This is a genomic window from Streptomyces sp. SID5469 (assembly GCF_009862865.1).
Lineage (GTDB): Bacteria > Actinomycetota > Actinomycetes > Streptomycetales > Streptomycetaceae > Streptomyces > Streptomyces avermitilis.
The window spans coordinates 1,688,454-1,705,220 of the sequence record NZ_WWIN01000001.1; the positions used below are offsets into that span (position 1 = coordinate 1,688,454).

Annotated in this window: 14 protein-coding genes; 6 read left to right on the forward strand and 8 right to left on the reverse strand. The window is 69.5% G+C overall.

Annotation, left to right across the window (positions count from 1 at the left end; genetic code table 11):
- The first annotated feature begins 152 nt into the window (after positions 1–152).
- The 5 genes from GTY58_RS07290 to GTY58_RS07310 are packed head-to-tail and all read left to right on the forward strand — an operon-like array spanning position 153 to position 5,701.
- Positions 153–1,169: a GlxA family transcriptional regulator gene (locus GTY58_RS07290; protein ID WP_242432195.1), complete on the forward strand. Its 1,017-nt coding sequence runs from the start codon at positions 153–155 to the stop codon at positions 1,167–1,169.
- On the forward strand, positions 1,166–2,962 hold the full coding sequence (locus GTY58_RS07295) for a thiamine pyrophosphate-binding protein (RefSeq protein ID WP_010982810.1): 1,797 nt from the start codon (positions 1,166–1,168) through the stop codon (positions 2,960–2,962). Before GTY58_RS07290 ends, GTY58_RS07295 begins: the two co-directional genes overlap by 4 nt.
- Entirely contained in the window at positions 2,934–3,587 is a 654-nt protein-coding gene (locus GTY58_RS07300) for an SRPBCC family protein (RefSeq protein ID WP_010982811.1), read from the forward strand. The genes GTY58_RS07295 and GTY58_RS07300 overlap by 29 nt, the downstream gene beginning before the upstream one ends.
- The gene (locus GTY58_RS40525; protein ID WP_010982812.1) at positions 3,584–4,603 is read left to right on the forward strand and encodes a ketoacyl-ACP synthase III family protein; all 1,020 of its coding nucleotides are present in this window, start codon (positions 3,584–3,586) and stop codon (positions 4,601–4,603) included. The genes GTY58_RS07300 and GTY58_RS40525 overlap by 4 nt, the downstream gene beginning before the upstream one ends.
- A gap of 3 nt (positions 4,604–4,606) precedes the next feature.
- Positions 4,607–5,701 carry an aminotransferase class I/II-fold pyridoxal phosphate-dependent enzyme gene (locus tag GTY58_RS07310; RefSeq protein ID WP_010982813.1) on the forward strand — a complete coding sequence of 365 codons (1,095 nt, stop codon included), beginning with the start codon at positions 4,607–4,609 and terminating at the stop codon, positions 5,699–5,701.
- A 259-nt stretch (positions 5,702–5,960) separates the two neighbouring features.
- On the opposite strand, the gene GTY58_RS07315 is transcribed toward GTY58_RS07310, so the two are convergent.
- Both GTY58_RS07315 and GTY58_RS07320 read right to left on the reverse strand, forming a co-directional pair.
- Positions 5,961–6,758 carry a maleylpyruvate isomerase family mycothiol-dependent enzyme gene (locus tag GTY58_RS07315; RefSeq protein ID WP_010982814.1) on the reverse strand — a complete coding sequence of 266 codons (798 nt, stop codon included), beginning with the start codon at positions 6,756–6,758 and terminating at the stop codon, positions 5,961–5,963.
- Between the two features lie 271 nt (positions 6,759–7,029).
- Positions 7,030–8,490 carry an MFS transporter gene (locus tag GTY58_RS07320; RefSeq protein ID WP_306292882.1) on the reverse strand — a complete coding sequence of 487 codons (1,461 nt, stop codon included), beginning with the start codon at positions 8,488–8,490 and terminating at the stop codon, positions 7,030–7,032.
- A 179-nt stretch (positions 8,491–8,669) separates the two neighbouring features.
- Between GTY58_RS07320 and GTY58_RS07325 the strand changes: the two genes are divergently transcribed.
- On the forward strand, positions 8,670–9,107 hold the full coding sequence (locus tag GTY58_RS07325) for a MarR family transcriptional regulator (RefSeq protein ID WP_010982817.1): 438 nt from the start codon (positions 8,670–8,672) through the stop codon (positions 9,105–9,107).
- Positions 9,108–9,491: 384 nt separating this feature from the next.
- Here GTY58_RS07325 and GTY58_RS07330 read toward each other — a convergent pair whose 3' ends face one another.
- The 6 genes from GTY58_RS07330 to GTY58_RS07355 form a co-directional block, all read right to left on the reverse strand.
- On the reverse strand, positions 9,492–10,274 hold the full coding sequence (locus tag GTY58_RS07330) for an SDR family oxidoreductase (protein WP_010982818.1): 783 nt from the start codon (positions 10,272–10,274) through the stop codon (positions 9,492–9,494).
- Position 10,275: 1 nt separating this feature from the next.
- Positions 10,276–11,541: an acyl-CoA dehydrogenase family protein gene (locus tag GTY58_RS07335; protein WP_010982819.1), complete on the reverse strand. Its 1,266-nt coding sequence runs from the start codon at positions 11,539–11,541 to the stop codon at positions 10,276–10,278.
- Between the two features lie 444 nt (positions 11,542–11,985).
- Positions 11,986–12,678, reverse strand: coding sequence for a TetR/AcrR family transcriptional regulator (locus GTY58_RS07340; protein ID WP_037646045.1), 693 nt, complete (start codon positions 12,676–12,678; stop codon positions 11,986–11,988).
- A 102-nt stretch (positions 12,679–12,780) separates the two neighbouring features.
- Complete coding sequence (locus GTY58_RS07345) at positions 12,781–13,410, reverse strand: HAD family phosphatase (RefSeq protein ID WP_242432196.1); 630 nt, start codon at positions 13,408–13,410, stop codon at positions 12,781–12,783.
- 147 nt (positions 13,411–13,557) lie between these two features.
- Positions 13,558–14,757: an acetyl-CoA C-acyltransferase gene (locus GTY58_RS07350; RefSeq protein ID WP_010982822.1), complete on the reverse strand. Its 1,200-nt coding sequence runs from the start codon at positions 14,755–14,757 to the stop codon at positions 13,558–13,560.
- Between the two features lie 769 nt (positions 14,758–15,526).
- On the reverse strand, positions 15,527–16,639 hold the full coding sequence (locus tag GTY58_RS07355; RefSeq protein ID WP_010982823.1) for a catalase family protein: 1,113 nt from the start codon (positions 16,637–16,639) through the stop codon (positions 15,527–15,529).
- Positions 16,640–16,767 lie beyond the last annotated feature (128 nt).

A 16,767-nucleotide genomic window follows, 5' to 3' on the forward strand; every position in this document is an offset into this window, starting at 1 on the left:
ACTCCTGTGAGCTGCCTCACCCGTCGCTGTCGGTTCGCGCATACGAACCGCCTGGTCAGCGCCACTCTGCACATTCGACGGACCGCGCGTTGGCCGGATACGTCACTAATCTGTCATTGCAGCCAGTGCGACTCCCGATACAGGCTGTGACCGTGCTAGAGCGACGTGTTGTTGTGGTGGTGTATGCGGGCGCGCTGGCCCTGGACATCACCGGACCGATTGAAGTGTTCGATACCGCCAACCGGCTCCTTCCTCCCGCGGGTGCCCCCTACCGGATCGACTTGGTGTCCCCCGACGCACCACTGGTGCGCACGAGTTCGGGAGTGAGGGTGGAGGCCTCTCCGCTGGACGCGGGGCAGGGCCCGATCGACACGCTCCTCGTGCCGGGCGGATGGAGTCTCGACAACGCGCTCCGGGACCGGGCGCTGGTCTCCTGGATCGGCCGGGCAGCGGCCCGGTCGCACCGAGTCGCCTCCGTATGCGGCGGATCCTTTCTGCTGGCCGAGGCGGGTCTGCTCGACGGCAGACGCGCCACCACGCACTGGGCATACAGCGAGGCGATGGCCTGCCGCTACCCGGACGTGACGGTGGACGCCGAGCCGATCTTCGTCTGGGACGGCCCCTTCGTGACGTCAGCGGGCGTGTCGACCGGGATCGACATGGCGCTGGCCCTGGTCGAGGCCGATCACGGAGCGGCGCTCGCGCTGGAGACGGCGCGGTTTCTGGTGCTGTTCCTCAAGCGGCACGGAGGACAGTCCCAGTTCAGCGCCATCCTCGACGCCCAGTTGGCCGACCATCCGCCGATCCGGACCGCACAGGAGTGGATCCTGGACAACCTGCACAACCCCTTACCCGTGGCCGAGATCGCGAGGCGGGCCAACATGAGCCTGCGCAACTTCGCCCGGGTCTTCAGACGCGAGGTGGGCACGACCCCGGGCCAGTACGTCGAGCGGACGCGGATCGCCCGCGCACGCGAGCTGCTGGAAACCACCGATCTGACGATCGGCCAGATAGCGGGCCGCTGCGGATTCGCCGCCCCCGAGACCTTCTTCCGCTCCTTCGGACGCACCCTGGGACTCACCCCGAAGGAGTACCGGCACCGCTTTCAGGTCATCTCGCCATCCGGCCTCATCGACCGGCACCACGAGACGGACAGGAGCCCCGCATGACCACCCCCACCTCGGACATACGCTCGGGCATACCCTCGGACTTACCCGAGGCAGGAACGGTACGCCTGGTCGACCACCTGGCCGGGGAACTCGCCAGGGCGGGCGTCACCCACATGTTCGGCGTCGGCGGCGCGAACATCGAGGACCTGTACGACGCCGTTCACCGCGGCCGCGCCGTCCACGGCGTCGTCGCCAAACACGAGTTCTCCGCCGTCACGATGGCCGACGGATACGCCCGAACCACCGGGCGCCTCGGTGTGGTCGCCGCCACCTCGGGCGGTGGCGCGATGAATCTCGTACCGGGCCTGGCGGAGGCGTACGCCTCCCGGGTACCCGTGCTGGCCCTGGTCGGGCAGCCGCCGACCGGCCAGGAAGGCCACGGGGCGTTCCAGGACTCCAGCGGCAGGGCGGGCTCCTTCGACGCCCGGGAGGTCTTCACCCCGGTCTCCCGGTTCTGTGCCCGGGTCGAGAACGCCGACTCGCTCACGGAGTTACTGCCCCGGGCGATGGCGGCGGCACAGGCCCATCCGCGAGGTCCTGCGGTGCTGCTGCTGCCCAAGGACGTGCAGCAGGCACGGATCCAGGTGCCCGGTCGCGGCGCGACGCCGACACCAGGCATGCCGGAGCCGGAGCCGACGGCAGAGGCGGCGTGGCTCGACTCCGCGGTCCTCACCGCCGTGTCGGACACCCTGCGCGGGGCCGGCCGCGTCCTCGTCATCGCCGGTGAAGACGTGGCCGCCGCGGACGCGCGGGCGGAGCTGGCCGAACTGGCCGGACGTCTCGGGGCGTGGGTGGCGGTCACCCCCGACGCCAAGGATGTCTTCGACAACCGTGATCCCCGGTTCGCAGGTGTGGCCGGGGTGATGGGCCATGCCAACGTCGAGGAGTGTCTGCGGCGGGCCGACGTGTGCCTGCTGGCCGGTACCCGGCTGCCGCTCCTGGCACGCGGCGGCCTCGACCGGGCCCTGGCCGCCACCGAGGTCGTGTGCCTCGGTCCCGAACCGCCGTTCGTGGCGGGCACCGCACTGGGCGGGAACCTGCGGGACGCGCTGCGCGCGGTGACCGGCCGGCTCCCGCCGCGCCCACGTGCCTGCCCGGAGCACGCCGGTCCGCTCCCCACCCCCACGCCGAGCCCGGTTTCTCAGGCCCGTGGGCGACCCATCCCCTATGCCCAGGCGGTCGCCGCGGTGGAGGCGGCCCTCCCCCAGGACGCGCACGTCTTCGTGGACGCCGGCAACGCGGGGGCCAGCGCGGTCCATCTCCTGCCGGCTCCGCGCCACGGCCGCTTCGTGGTGGCGGTCGGCATGGGCGGCATGGGCTACACCTTCGGCGCGGGGATCGGCGCCGCGCTCGCCACCGGCCGACGCACCTACGTACTCGCCGGCGACGGGTCCTTCTTCATGCACGGGATGGAAGTGCACACGGCCGTGGAGTACGCCGCACCCGTGACCTTCGTCGTCTTCAACAACAACGCCCACGCCATGTGCGCGGTGCGTGAGGAGTTCCTCCAGGGCGGCGTCCGCAGCGACGACCTGTTCGCCCGGACCGACCTCGCCGCCGGGGTGGCCGCCGCCTTCCCGTCCCTGGAGGTCACGGGGGCCGACGACGCTGCGCAGCTGCGTCAGGCGCTGCTGCGCAGCAATGCGGGCGGCGGCCCGGCGTTCGTCGCACTGGACTGCGACCCGGGGGAGATCCCCCCGTTCCTTCCCTTCCAGTCCTTCACCGAAGCCACCGAGAACGCCACCGAGAACAAGGAGAGCCCAGTTGAACGAGGAATCGTCCACGTTGGCTGACATCCCCGGTCTGATGCGGATCGAGAATCCCGGCAAGGAGGAGCTGACCGCCCACTGCATGGAGCTCACTCACGCCGTCTACCCCCACCATCAGGTCTACGGGCAGTACTGCACCATCCACGCGTACGTCGACTGCCCACCGGAGCGGGCCTACGACTACCTGCGCCAGGGCCACCACCTGGAGGAGTGGACCTGCAGCCTGCGGGACTTCGCGCCCGCCGGCCCACCGGGACTGTGGGTCGGCCACGACCGGCTCGAGGACGACACCAGGATCTACTGCGAGGTGGTCGCCAACCCCGAGGCCATGACCGTGGACTACCACTGCTCCTGGGACCAGGGCGAGAAGCTGTGGATGATCTACCTGATGCGCGTCGTACCGGCCCGCCTGGTGCTCGACAAGCCGGGGTCGGTGATCACCTGGACCAACTGCCGGCACCCCTACTACGACGACAACCCGCACCCCGGCGCGGCTCCCCGCCCGGACCGGCCCTGGGTGGGCGACTACTGGGATCTCTTCTACGCGGGGCACACCGTGGAGATGAACAACCTCAAGGCGATCCTGGAACACCGCCACCGCAACGGACTGCCCGTCAACGTGGCTCCGCCGACGGCGGTGGCGCGGTGACCACGGTCAGCCTCACCGACGTCGCGAGCTACCTTCCCGGCGAGCCGGTCCCCGCGGAGTTCTACACCGACTACCCCGGAGCCGAGGACAAGCTCCGCAACCACCCCATGTTCAAGGTCCCGCCGTCGCGGCACCACGTGGCCGCGGACGAGTCCAACGCGGACATGGTCGAGCGCGCCGTACAGCCTCTGATCGAGCGGCACGGCAGGGACGAGATCCGTGGCGTCGACGTGCTGTTGGTGCACAGCCAGCTGCCGGACCTGCCGTTCGTGGGCGCCGGCACCGAGGTGGCACGCCGGTTGGGCCTGAACCCGGAGTGGCTCGTCGACGTGGCCAACGCGGGCTGCGCGTCCTTCGTGTACATGCTGAAGCTGGCCCGGCAGATCCTCACGACCACCGACGCGAAGACGGCGCTGATCTGCAACGCGCAGAGCGCCGCGGGCCAGTGCTTCACCCAGTCCGAGGTGCGCAGGCTCGCCCAGGCCGCGATCCCGGGCGACGGCTGCGGTGTGGGGTATGTGACGACGTCGGCCGACACCCCGGTCCTTGACGTGGAGACCCGGCACATCGGCGAGTACGCCGGGGACATGACCGTGGCGGTCGACGACGGCCGCAAGTACTGGGAACCGGGAGAGTCCCAGCTGCGGATCGGGTTCACCGACGCCAGCGTCGCCAAGGTCCTGGCACGCGGGAACCGTCTGGTACCGGAGGTGGTCACGGACCTGTGCCGACGGCTCGGCGTGGCGACCGCCGACATCGACGTCCTCATCACCAACCAGCCCAACCGCACGTTCCTGCGGAACTGGCGGGAGGCGCTGCAACTGCCGCCCGAACGGCATCTGAACACCTTCGATCAGTACGGGAATCTGTTCGGAGCGGCGATCCCGATCACCCTGGACCGCGCGATCCGCTCACGGCAGGTCGAGGACGGCGACCTGGTGGTGCTGGGAGGTTTCGCCCACGCGGGCGACTTCGCCGGTGCGACCGCCGTCCGCTGGCACGGCGGGCGGGGATGACCGATGGACGTCCCGGTGCTGCACCGACTGGCCCTGAACGAAAGCCCGTACCCCCCGCTGCCCTCGGTCCGCAAGGCGATGCGACGGGCCGTCGCACAGGCCCACCGGTACCCGCAGTTCTACCCCGACGACCTCACCGAACTGATCGCCGCGTGGTGCCGGGTGACCCCCGACCGCGTCGTGGTCGGCAGCGGATCGGTGGGCGTCGCACTCCAGTTGCTCCAGGCGGTCGTCGAGCACGGCGACACGATGGCCTACGCCTGGCGTACCTTCGACGCGTATCCCCTGCTGGCCGCCATGGTCGGCGCTCATCCCGTTCCCGTACCCCTGTCGCCGGACGGACAACAGGATCTGGGCGCCCTGCTCGCGGCGCTCGACCACCGCACCCGTGTCGTGGTGCTGTGCAATCCGCACAACCCCACCGGAAGCCTGGTCACCGCGGACGATCTGTCGGCGTTCCTGCGTCAGGTCCCCCCACGCGTCACCGTGCTCCTCGACGAGGCGTACGTGGAGTTCGCCCGCGGTCCCGGCCTGCCGGACACACCCGCGCTCCTGGGCGCGCACCCCAACCTGCTGGTCCTGCGCACCTTCTCCAAGGCCTACGGCCTCGTCGCCCTGCGGGTCGGTTACGGACTCGGCGCCCCCGACCTGGTGGCGCGGATCCGCCGGCAACAGCTGCCCTTCGGGATCAACGCGGTGGCGACGGCGGCGGTGCGGGCCTCGCTGCGGGCCGACGGCGAGCTGCGCCTACGTGTGGACACCGTCGTCGCCGAACGCGAACGGCTCCGGCACGAACTCGTCGACCTCGGCTGGCGCGTTCGCCCGGGCCACGCCAACTCTGCCTGGCTCGACGCGCCGGATCCGATCGACGAGGGCGCCGCGGCACTCACCGCCGCCGGTGTCCAGGCGCGCCACTACCCCGGCGAGGGACTCCGGCTCACCGTCGGCAGCCGCAAGGCGAACGACGCCGTGCTCGCCGCGCTGGCGGGAGTCGGCCGACACACGGCGTCCGGCAGGCGCGCCTCGTCCGCAGCACCCGACGGGACGGTCGCCGCCCATCGGCGACCGCCGGTGAGCGGGCAGCGGCCGGACGGATGAACGACGGCGCGGGCGACCGGCCGGGGCAGTCGTACGCCGCTGGAGGGTGGCGAGTGCGTGACGGACTCGCCACGCACGTGCCGCCTCGCCGGTCGCCGGGTCTGCTGCGCAGCGGCTCCGCCTTCCCGCACCTGGCCCGGCGCCTCTCCTGGCATCCCTGAACCGCGGCCGGACCGGCAGGACGGGCCCGTCGGGCTCCGCGTCACGAGCGGAGCCCGACGCGGACTCCGGCGGCATCCGGAGCAGGGAGGTCGCCGTCTCAGAAGGCGGAGTTGGCGAACCAGTGGGCCAGGAGGCCCTCGTCCCCCTCGTGCGCGAGGGCCTCCGCGTCGTAGGGCAGGCGGCCGTATGCGAGGAGGAGCAAGTCGGTCGCGGTTCCCCGGACGGTCGCGGCAGCGGTGTCCTCGGTCGGGTGGGTCGTGTCGAGCCCGAAGCCGTCGGGCCGCAGACGGACGAGCCAGTCGTCGTCCCCGTCGGTGGCGCGGAAGCGGATGGTCCTGTCGGGGCCGCGCAGGTTGGCCACCTTGGGGGCGAAGAAGGCGGCGAAGGGCAGGTTGACGAGGAACTCATCGATCCCGTCGACCGCGAGCGGGCGGTCGATCGTGGGCCGCAGGCCGAGCGCCAGCTCGGCGTCGGCCCGGTGCAGCAGGGTCTCGAAGAGCATCCGGCGGGCCCAGAAGCGGGCGTGCTGGTCGACGCCCCACGCCCACATCGGCAGGTTCGGGTCGGTGGCCGCGAAGGCTTCCGCGGCCACGGTCGCGCTCTCGGCCAGCCAGTCGGCGTATCCGCCCTCCTCGTCAGGGAACCGCAGGTCCACTTCACGCTTTTGCGGGGGTTCCTGGATGCGCGCCCGCAACAGCACCGAGAACCACCGCTGGACGCTGCCTGTGTGCTTGACGAGGTCGGCCAGCGTCCAGCCGGGGCAACCGGGTACCGCTGTCGCCAGGTCGGCGTCCTTGACCACTGCGACGAATCGGGCGGTCTCCGCCGCGACCGCCGTGCGATGGTCGACCGGGGCGAAACCGGATCCGTGGTCGGGGTGGTCCGAGATCTTCATCGTGGCATGCCTTTCGGAGCAGGTGCGGGTTCAGCCGAGCGGCCGGCTGAGGATGGTGTGGGAGTGGCTGGCCATGTCGAGGGAGGTGTCCGCCGGATCACCGGCCCGCACGCCGACACCGCCGAACGGGAGCTCAGGGACGGGTTGCACGAGAACGAGCGGCGAGGACGGCTCACTGACGGCTCCGATGCCGCCTCCGCGCACTCTCTCACCAGCGGACGAGTACGCGCCGCCGGTCCCGGCCGGGCCGGGCCGTGGGCAGGGAACCCGATCACACGAGTTCGGCGTCGGCTTCCACCTCTGCGGACTGCGGCGTCCCGGACTGCGTGACCTTCCTCAGCACGGGCGTACGAGGCGCATGCGCCGCCTTGAGTCCGACCAGGGCGACTGCCACCACCAGGACGAACGCCGCTCCGGCGATGGTGAAGCTCAACGTGAACTGGCTCTCCTGCGGCAGCGCGGGCATCCCGTCCGGAAGCGGGATGGTCTTCGACGCCAGCAGCGAGGTGATCACCGCGCTCGCGACGGCGCTGCCGACCGAGCGGGAGATGGAGTTGATGCCGTTGGCGATGCCGGTCTGGTGGGCCGGGACGCTGGCCACGATGAGCGCGGGCATGGAGGCGTAACCGAAGCTGATCGCCAGTCCGATGACCATGCCCGCGCCGATCACCGAGGCAGTGGCGTCGTGCGCGGCGCTCAGCCACGTGAAGCCGAGCACTCCGAAGCAGGCCCCGGCAGCCAGCGTGACGCGGGCGCCGAGCCGGCGCACCAGGACGCCGCCGAACTGAGCGCCCACGAGCGAAACGAGTGTGGTCGGCAGCAGATACACGACGGACGCCGCCAGCACGGAAGCGCCGAAGCCGTAGCCGGCGACGTCTTCGGGCATCTGGACGAGGTACGAGACGCCGATGAACTGGGTGAACATCGCGAAGCCCAGCAGCAGTCCGGCCAGGTTGGTGAAGAGGACGGGCCGATGGGCGAACATCCGCATGTCGACCATCGGTTCCTTGACCCGGCTCTCGGTGATGACCCACACCACCGCCATGACGATCGCCCCGACGAACGCGCCGAGCGTACGGCCGGACGTCCATCCCCACTCGTGCCCCTGCGAGATGGGCAGAAGCAGCAGCACCAGCAACATCGCCAGGGTGAACGCACCCAGCCAGTCCGTCCGGCCGCCCGTCTTCGTCCGGGAAGCGGGCACGGCGAACAGCACACCTGCCAACGCCATCACCGCGAGCGCCACCGCGAGCCAGAAGACCCGGTGGTAGTCGGGGTCGGAGCCCTGGGTGAGGAGCCCCGCGCCGACCAGCGCGAGTCCGCTGCCGAACGCGAGTGTGCCACTGACCAGGGCCATGGCCCCGTGCAACTTCTCCGGCTTGATCTCTTCGCGCAGGACGGAGAGGGCGAGCGGGAAGATCGCGGTCGCCGCTCCCTGCATCACGCGGCCGACGATCAGCCAGGTCAGCGAGGTGGTGGTGGCGGCGAGCACCGAACCGGCGATCATCACGAGCAGAACGCCGACGAGGGTGGGCTTCTTGCCGTGCTGGTCGCCGAAGCGGCCGAGCAGCGGGGTGAACACGGCGGCCGACAGGAGCGTGGCCGTGGTCACCCAGCTGACGTTTGCCGTGGTGACCTCCAGGTCGCTCTGGATGATGCCCAGGACCGGGACGACCAGGGTCTGCATCATCGAGACGACCATGGCGGCAAGCCCGAGCGCCAGGACGACCACGGTGTCTCCTGAGTGTCGTCGGGGCACCGCGTGCTGTGCGTGAGACACGGAAAGTCTTCCCTACTTGCGAACGTGGATGAACTACTTGACAACCTCGATGCTTGAGAACTTCAAGCAATGGCGGCACCGTAACCACCAATACTTGAGATCGTCAAATATTCTGGCGTAGGCTGAGCCGCATGACAGGAACCCCCCGCATCGACACGGCCCAGCTCATGGAGCTGCTCTCGGTGTCGCTGGCTGCCTACTACGGCGACTTCACGGTCGCCGCCGCGAGCGAAAGCCTCACGGCCAGCCAGGGCAAGACGCTGAACGTGCTGCGTCGGGGACCCGCGTCCATGAGCGTCCTGGCCACCACGCTGACCTGCGACGCCTCCAACATGACCGGGATCGTCGACCGGCTGGAGAAGCGCGGTCTGGTGCGCCGCGAGCCCAGCCCTTCCGATCGGCGCGTCAAGAACGTCATCCTCACCGCCGAGGGCGAGCGGGTCATCGACGTGATCCGCGGGAAGATGCACGCCACGCTCGCCGGCCTGAACAGACTCAGCGCGCAGGAGCGGGACACCCTGTACGCGCTGCTGGAGCGTGCTTTCACCGCACAGCTCGCTGCCGCCTGACTCTGTCGCCGCCCACCGACGGGGGCTCGCGGGGCGATCGGATCCACCACGGGGCACGGGCACGGGGCACGGGGCACGGGCACGGGTGCCTCGGGTGCAGGTAGTCCGGATTGCACCGGGACAGCTCCGCGGCCGAACTTGCCGAGGTAGCCCACGAGGCACGGAGGCTGACCGCGTCGGAGGACGCCGCAGGACCCACCCCCCGTGGGTGCCCGGGCTGACCGACGGCCCGTGGGCGAGCAGGTCGTCGACACCACCTGCCGGTACGCCGAGTACGACCCGGTCACCCGTCGGCAGCCCCCACCAGCACGGTTGAGCTACGCCGACGCCGAGGTTTCGAGTCGACTGCTCACCGCCCCGGCGTCGATTCCGACGATGTCCGCGCTAAAGGCCGATGCCGGCTCCTTCCCTGAACGGGAGCGCGTCACCGAGGAGCTGCCCGCCGTCGATCACCATCGTCTCGCCGGTGATCCAACTCGCGGCGTCCGAGACGAGAAAGGCGACCGCCGAGGCGATGTCGGCAGGCTCCCCTATGCGCCCGAGTGCCGTCGCGGCGGACACGGCCTGCTCGTGCTCCTTCCACAGAGACTCGGCCAGCTTCGTGCGCACCACACCCGGCGCCACCGCGTTGACGCGAACCTTCGGCGAGAGTTCCAGGGCCAGTTGCTTCGTGAGGTGGATCAGCGCGGCCTTCGACGCGTTGTACAACCCGATGTTCGCCTCGAAGGCCATGCCGCCCACCGACGCGGTGTTGACGATCGCGCCGCCGTGCTCGCCCATCCAGGCCCGCGTGGCCAAACCCGTCCACAGGACGGGAGCCCACAGGTTCACGTCGAAGGTCTTGGCGAACCGGCCGTGGTCCTGGTCGATGACGGGCCCGAAAGCCGGGTTGGTTCCCGCGTTGTTGACGAGGATGTCCAGGCTCCCGAAGCGCTCGAGCGTCAGATCGACACAGCGCCGGGCCGCTTCCTCGTCGACCGCGTGCGCACCGACGCCCACCGCCGTGCCCCCGACCCGGGCCGCGGCGGCGTCAGCCGCCTCCTGGGACCGGGAGGTGAGGACGACGTTTCCGCCGGCGGCGGCGATGGCCTGCGCGATCGCCAGCCCGATACCGCGCGAGGCGCCCGTGACGACGGCGGTGCGACCGGTGAGATCCAGTCCTGCCATGTCAGCTCACCACTGCCTTGTGACCGCCGGGGGTGACCGTGCCGCCGGCCGCCCCGGCGGCGTCGCGGTACCGGCCCAGTTCATGCCTGGCGATGGCTCGCTTGTGGACCTCGTCGGGACCGTCCGCGAGCCGCAGTGTCCGCAGCTGCGCGTACATCATCGCCAGCGGGAAGTCCTCGCTCACGCCCGCCGCTCCGTGCACCTGGATCGCGCGGTCGATGATCTTCAACGCGATGTTCGGGGCGGCCACCTTGATGGCCGCGATCTCGGTGCGCGCCCCCTTGTTCCCGACCGTGTCCATCAGATACGCGGCCTTGAACGTGAGCAGGCGGATCATCTCGATGTCGATACGCGCTTCCGCGATCCAGTCCTGGATGTTGGACCGCTCGGCGACCGGACTGCCGAATGTCACCCGTGACTGCGCGCGTCGGCACATCAGCTCCAGCGCCCGCTCGGCCGCGCCGATGGCCCGCATGCAGTGGTGGATACGACCGGGCCCGAGCCGGGCCTGGCTGATCGCGAAGCCCTCTCCCTCGCCCTTGAGGACGTCCTTGGCCGGCACCCGTACGTCGGTGAAGTCGATTTCGGCGTGCCCCTCACGGTCCTGGTAGCCGAACACCAGCAGGCCGCGCATCACCGTGACCCCGGGGGCGTCGATCGGGACGACCATCATCGACTGCTGGCGGTGCGGATCAGCGGTGGGGTCCGTCTTCCCCATGACGATGAGCACTTTGCAGTTGCGGTGCAGGGCGTTGGACGCGAACCACTTGCGGCCGTTGAGTACGTACTCGTCGCCGTCGCGCTCCATCCGCAACTCGATGTTGGTGGCGTCGGAGCTGGCGACACGCGGCTCGGTCATCGCGAAGGCCGAGGCCATCGTCCCGTCGAGCAGGGGCTTGAGGTACTTCTCCTTGTGCTCGTCGCTGCCGAACAGCGTGAGCACCTCCATGTTGCCGGTGTCGGGAGCATTGCAGTTGCACGCTTCGGAGGCGATGTGGCTGCGCCCCATGATCTCCGCCAGCGGCGCGTATTCGAGGTTCGTCAGCCCGGGGCCCCATTCCGGGTGCGGGTGGAAGAGGTTCCACAGTCCGCGTCCCCGCGCCTCCGCCTTGAGCTCCTCGATGACCGGGGGGTGGAAGTGCGGGTCACCCGAAGCGCTCATCTGCTCGTGGTACACCGCCTCAGCGGGGTAGACATGCGAATCCATGAACTCGAGCAGTTCCGCCTGGTATTTCTTGGCGCGGTCCGACATCTCGAACAGGGACATCTGAACTCCTGACAGGTAGGGAGCGAAAGGTCGGCGGCCACTTGTCGAGGTGACTGGCCATGCCCTCGACGACACCGGACCCCGCGGAAGGCCTGGGCGTGACGCCTGCCGCCCGGGCCACGGAATCGGGCGGGCCGGGCCGGGCCGGGGCATGGCCCGGAGATGGATGGTGTGACCGTGCTCTGTCCCCTGTATAATTGAATCTGACGTCAAGTTCAATAGCTGGGCTCGCGGCACCGCCCGGAGAAGGCCGCGTGGCCTCTACTGAACTGCGGACGGGGACATGCCGATGGCACCGCCGGGATCACCGAACGGATCATCAAGGAACTCGGTTCCAGGAAACGGCCATGCGCCCGCTGGCCGTGCCGATGCGGCGCCAGGGCCGCCGTACGGCCGTGAGCGGCAGGCTTCGTTCCGGGTCAGGCTGCGGGCCAGACTGCTGGATCAGCCGTGGCCGGGGAACCGCAGGGCGTTCGCCCAGAGCCGGGTGACCGTGGACACGAGCTCCTCGAAGTCCACCGGCGCATCTTCCTCGTGCCGTTCGCCGAGCACGAAGGCGTTGTAGGCCATGACGCTGACCATGCCCGACAGCGCACGGGAGGCCATCAGCGGATCGACCCCACGGTCTGCGACACCCCGTGCCTGAAGGTCAGCGATGCCGCGCGCATTGCGGCGGATGAACGCGTCAGCGCGCCGGCTCCGGAACGTACGGAACTCCGGCTCCACCTGTGCGACCTGCTCGAGCAGCGCCATCAGCTTCGCATTCCGTTTGTACGCCTCGAGATACGCGCGATTGCTCGCCTCGAGTACCGCATAGGGATCGTCGCTACCCTGCACCCGGCTCATGCCGGGGTGCATCATGTCCTCCTGCGCCTCCAGGAGGACGGCGGCAAGCACCTCTTCCTTGTTGGTGAAGTAGGTGTAAAAGGATCCCGCCGCGCATTGCGCCTCTTTGGTGATGTCGGTCAGGCGGGTGTCGAGGTAGCCGTCCCGTTCGAACACCTTCCGCGCGGCCTTCACCAGAGCGGCCCGGGTCCGCGCTCCGCGCTTCGTCGTAGGCGGCTCGCGAAGGTGCGAGAGGGGCGCCACGGGCGGTACCTTCTCGCCGTCGATCTCCTCGGGCCCAGTGGTGTCCATCCTGGAAACTCTACTTGAATCCGACGTCATCGTCATAAACCTGCGAGGCGTGCGGGGCCCACCGGCGGCGCCGGTGGATGTCCCGCCGTAGCGGTCGACCGGTCAGGCGGTGATCCCGAAGCGTTCGGCGAGTTGGCGGCGGGTGTCGGCGGCGCTGGTGTGCAGGACGCCCCCGATTCCGATCCGTGCCGCTCCGTCGAGGTTCTGCCGCAGATCGTCGATCATGACCGCCTCCTCGGGGTCGATGCCGAGGCGTTCACATGCGATCGCGTAGATCCGCCGGGAGGGCTTACGGATCCCGACCTCGGCGGAGATGACGACCACATCGGCAACAGCGGCGAGGTCGACGCCGTCGTAGGTTCCGGTACCGAACGAATTGGATACGAGAGCAACCGGATGGCCGGCGGCTCGAAGACCACCGAGCAGCGCGAGCATGTCCTGGTCGATCGACATTCCCGCTTGCATCCGGGCCGTCAGCCCCTCGGCCGGTACGTCGGCGCCGTGGACGCGGAGACGTTCGGCGAATCCTCGCTCAAAGGCTTCGGCGTCGATACGGCCGCACTCGTGGTCGGCCAGAAGGGTGCGTGACGGCTGGTCCCGGCCGAGGAGGTCCAGCGGCAGGCGCGGGTCGCCGCCGAGCGAGGCACCGAAGTCGGTGAAAGCCCGCAACACACTGGAGGTGATGACCCCGCCGAAGTCCACCAGGACCGCGGTTCGGGTCTTTTCCGCCACGTTCGACACCGTATTCACGCCTCTCGCTCGGTCTGCCTACCGTCGGACCATGCGACGGCAGCCATGTTTCGTAGGCACTCATGAAGTGCCCGTGGTACCCCGCACCCGGCCGGTCCTCGCCGCCCCTGTCCAGCGAGGACGCCGAGCTCAGACGACCTCGAACAGTCCGGCCGCGCCCATGCCGCCGCCGACGCACATCGAGACCACCACATACCGGACACCTCGGCGCTTGCCCTCGATGAGGGCATGCCCCACCAGCCGGGCACCGGTCATTCCGTACGGATGACCGACCGAGATCGCGCCGCCGTCGACGTTGAACCGCTCCGGGTCGATATGCAGTTCGTCACGGCAGTACAACGCCTGGGAAGCGAACGCCTCGTTGAGTTCCCACAGGCCGATGTCGTCCATGGTGAGGTCGTGCTGCTTCAGCAGTTTCGGAATGGCGAACACCGGACCGATGCCCATCTCGTCCGGCCCACAACCGGCAACGGTCATACCCCGGTAGACGCCCAGCGGTTCCAGTCCGCGGCGCTCGGCCTCCTTCGACTCCATCAGTACCGACGCCGAAGCCCCGTCCGACAACTGCGAGGAGTTGCCCGCCGTCACGCTGGAATGCGCGCTCACCTGACCGTCCGGAAGCACCGGCGCCAGCCCGGCCAGACCTTCGAGCGTCGTCGACGCGCGGTTGCCCTCGTCCCGGGTCAGGGTGACCTCCTCGTCCCGCACCTCGCCGGTCTGCTTGTCGAGGACCTTCTTGACGCTGCCGAGCGCCACGATCTCGCGGTCGAACCGGCCGGCCTCCTGCGCCGCCGCGGTGCGCTGCTGTGACACCAGCGCGAACTCGTCCTGGCGTTCCCGGCTCACGCCGTAACGTTCGGCGACGATCTCCGCCGTCTGCAACATCGGCATGTAGATACTCGGCTTGTGCTCGACCAGCCAGGGATCCGCCATGCGGTGGGTGTTCATGCGGTCGTTCTGCACCAAGGAGATCGACTCGACACCGCCGCCGACAGCGACCTGCATGCCGTCCGTGACAATCTGCTTGGCGGCCGTCGCAATGGCCATCAGGCCCGACGAGCACTGCCGGTCGACCGTCATGCCCGACACGGTGTCCGGAAGTCCGGCACGGAGAGCGGCCTGACGCGCCACGTTGCCACCGGAGGATCCCTGCTGCACGGCGCAGCCGAAGATCACATCCTCGACCTCACCTCCCTCGAGCCCGGCGCGCCGCACCGCGTGCGAAAGGGCATGGGCGGCAAGTTCCTGCGCCTGGGTGTCGTTGAACGCGCCCCGGTAGGCCTTTCCGATCGGCGTCCGTGCCGTCGAAACGATGACTGCTTCCCTCATGTCGCCTCACTGTTTCCTGTTGGCCCGGTTCGTCCGGGAGCTTCGGGGCCAAGACTCCGAGCTCCGTGAGCCGGGCTCGATGCCGGTAGGCGGTGTCGAACGCCAACTGCGGCGCGGCGAAGGCTCCTTGACCGTCTCCTCCGGCGACCGACGCCATGAGCCATGGCCGCAGGGGTGACGGGAGTCGGCCTTCCGGTTGGTTATAGTTGAATTCGGCGTCATGTTCAACCGAGCGGGCCCTTGGGTGATCAGGAAGACATGGGGTCACGGGTCCGACAGCAAGGCGACCAAAAGCCCGGCGCCCGGCCGCCATTGCCGGGGTGGGCATGCTCGCGGTCTTGGCAGCCGCCTGCCCCTGGAGACCGGCTGACAGGGCCTCGCGCTTGATCTGCTCGATCTGCTCGATCTGCTCGACACGGGTGGCCGTTGCTTGCGGGAGGAGTGTCCGCCGGCGGCGGACACTCCTCCCGCGAGGCGGCAGCCCTGACGCTGTTTCACCACGGCGACGGCCGCTGCTGCCGCAACAGCGCGGCAACGGCGACTGCCCCGGCGTGCGCGGCGAGCACCGACACACTGGGTCGGCGCCGGCCGGAGTGGAAGACAGGACCGGACCGAGTGAAACGCCGATGCCCCTCTCGACGACGTGCGTCGGTACGGCTCCTGCCGGCCACCACCTGGCTGTCGCGCGCCCCTGGCCGCCCTGCGGGCCGATGGGCGGCGGCGCGGGGCCCCCTGGACCCACGCGGCGGCGGGGCGCGACCGCGACAGCTCAGCCCAGCAGCTCAGCGCTGCCGGCCGGTTCGCGCCGCTCTTGTCCGTTGATGCGGTGCCGTTCGATGGACGAACGCCGGTACACCTCCTGCCGCACCCGCTGAATCTCGCCGATGGGCCGGTGTTCCTGGCGTGATCGCCACGGCGTGATCGACGTGGCGTCGGCGGCCGCCAGGTTGTCGTTCCCGCCGATGTCCTGGCGCGGGATGTCCACCCGGGCGACCGTCCCCCAGGGGGACAGATCCTCGGGCCACCTGACGGACGTGTTGTCCACCGGCATACGGGCCAGATCGGTGTTGAGCTGGACCTGGAGCTCGAAGGAGTGGTCTCGCTCGGCGGCCTCGGCCACCAGGGTGCGCCGGAACGCCTCGTTGTCCGCGCGCACGTCCACGATCTGGTGCGTGAGGGAGGCCAGGGACGCGGCGGTCGGCACGGTACGGATCTTGGCGATGTGGTCGCCGTACCGGAAGGCGCCCATGCTGTTGTAGCTGTACGACAGCAGGTTCCTGCGCGGGACACTGGTGAACGACAGCATGGCGAGCAGTTCGTCCCACAGCCAGCTGCCGGGATCGGTGAGCGTCTGCCGGCGGGTCAGGAACTCCGCCATCCAGGTCTTGCGGCGGGCCGGGTCCACGAGCGCCTCGGGCAATTCGGCGAACAGCTCCTCGATCACCATATAGTCGTAGGCCGTGTTCGCGAAGAAGACATCGTTGTTGATCAGGTTGAGGTCGAAGGTGCCGCTGTCTCGTTCGTCGTCCAGCAGCGAGGGGCCGTCGACTCCGAACAGCTTGATGCCCATTCCGCACGCCGCGCCCAGCTGGTGGTCGGGGCGGAAGTGGCCCAAGCCGTTCGAGTAGCGGACGACGGCGTCGTACGCGGTCGGGCGGGCGAAGATTCCCTGCCCGTAGACGCCGGGGTTGTCACCAATCGTGACCGTGGCCTTGAGGAGGCCGTAGGTCTTTCCGTGGGCGGTGCGGACAGCGCGGCCGACGGTCTCGCGCTCGACCGAGGCGCGCGTACGACGCGCCACCTGGGCGACGACTGCTTCCATCTCCTCCTGGTAGGACGGGCGTTCGGTGGGCCGGTAGTCCTCGTAGCGGACGGGATTCATGGTGCCGCCTCTCTGTCGTGGTGCACTGCTCACAGACGCTAGTACGCAATTTGATTGTGCACAACGTAACTGTGCGCCATCACACGCTCCCGGTACCGACGTCGGTGCTTCGATCGATCCGGCGGCCT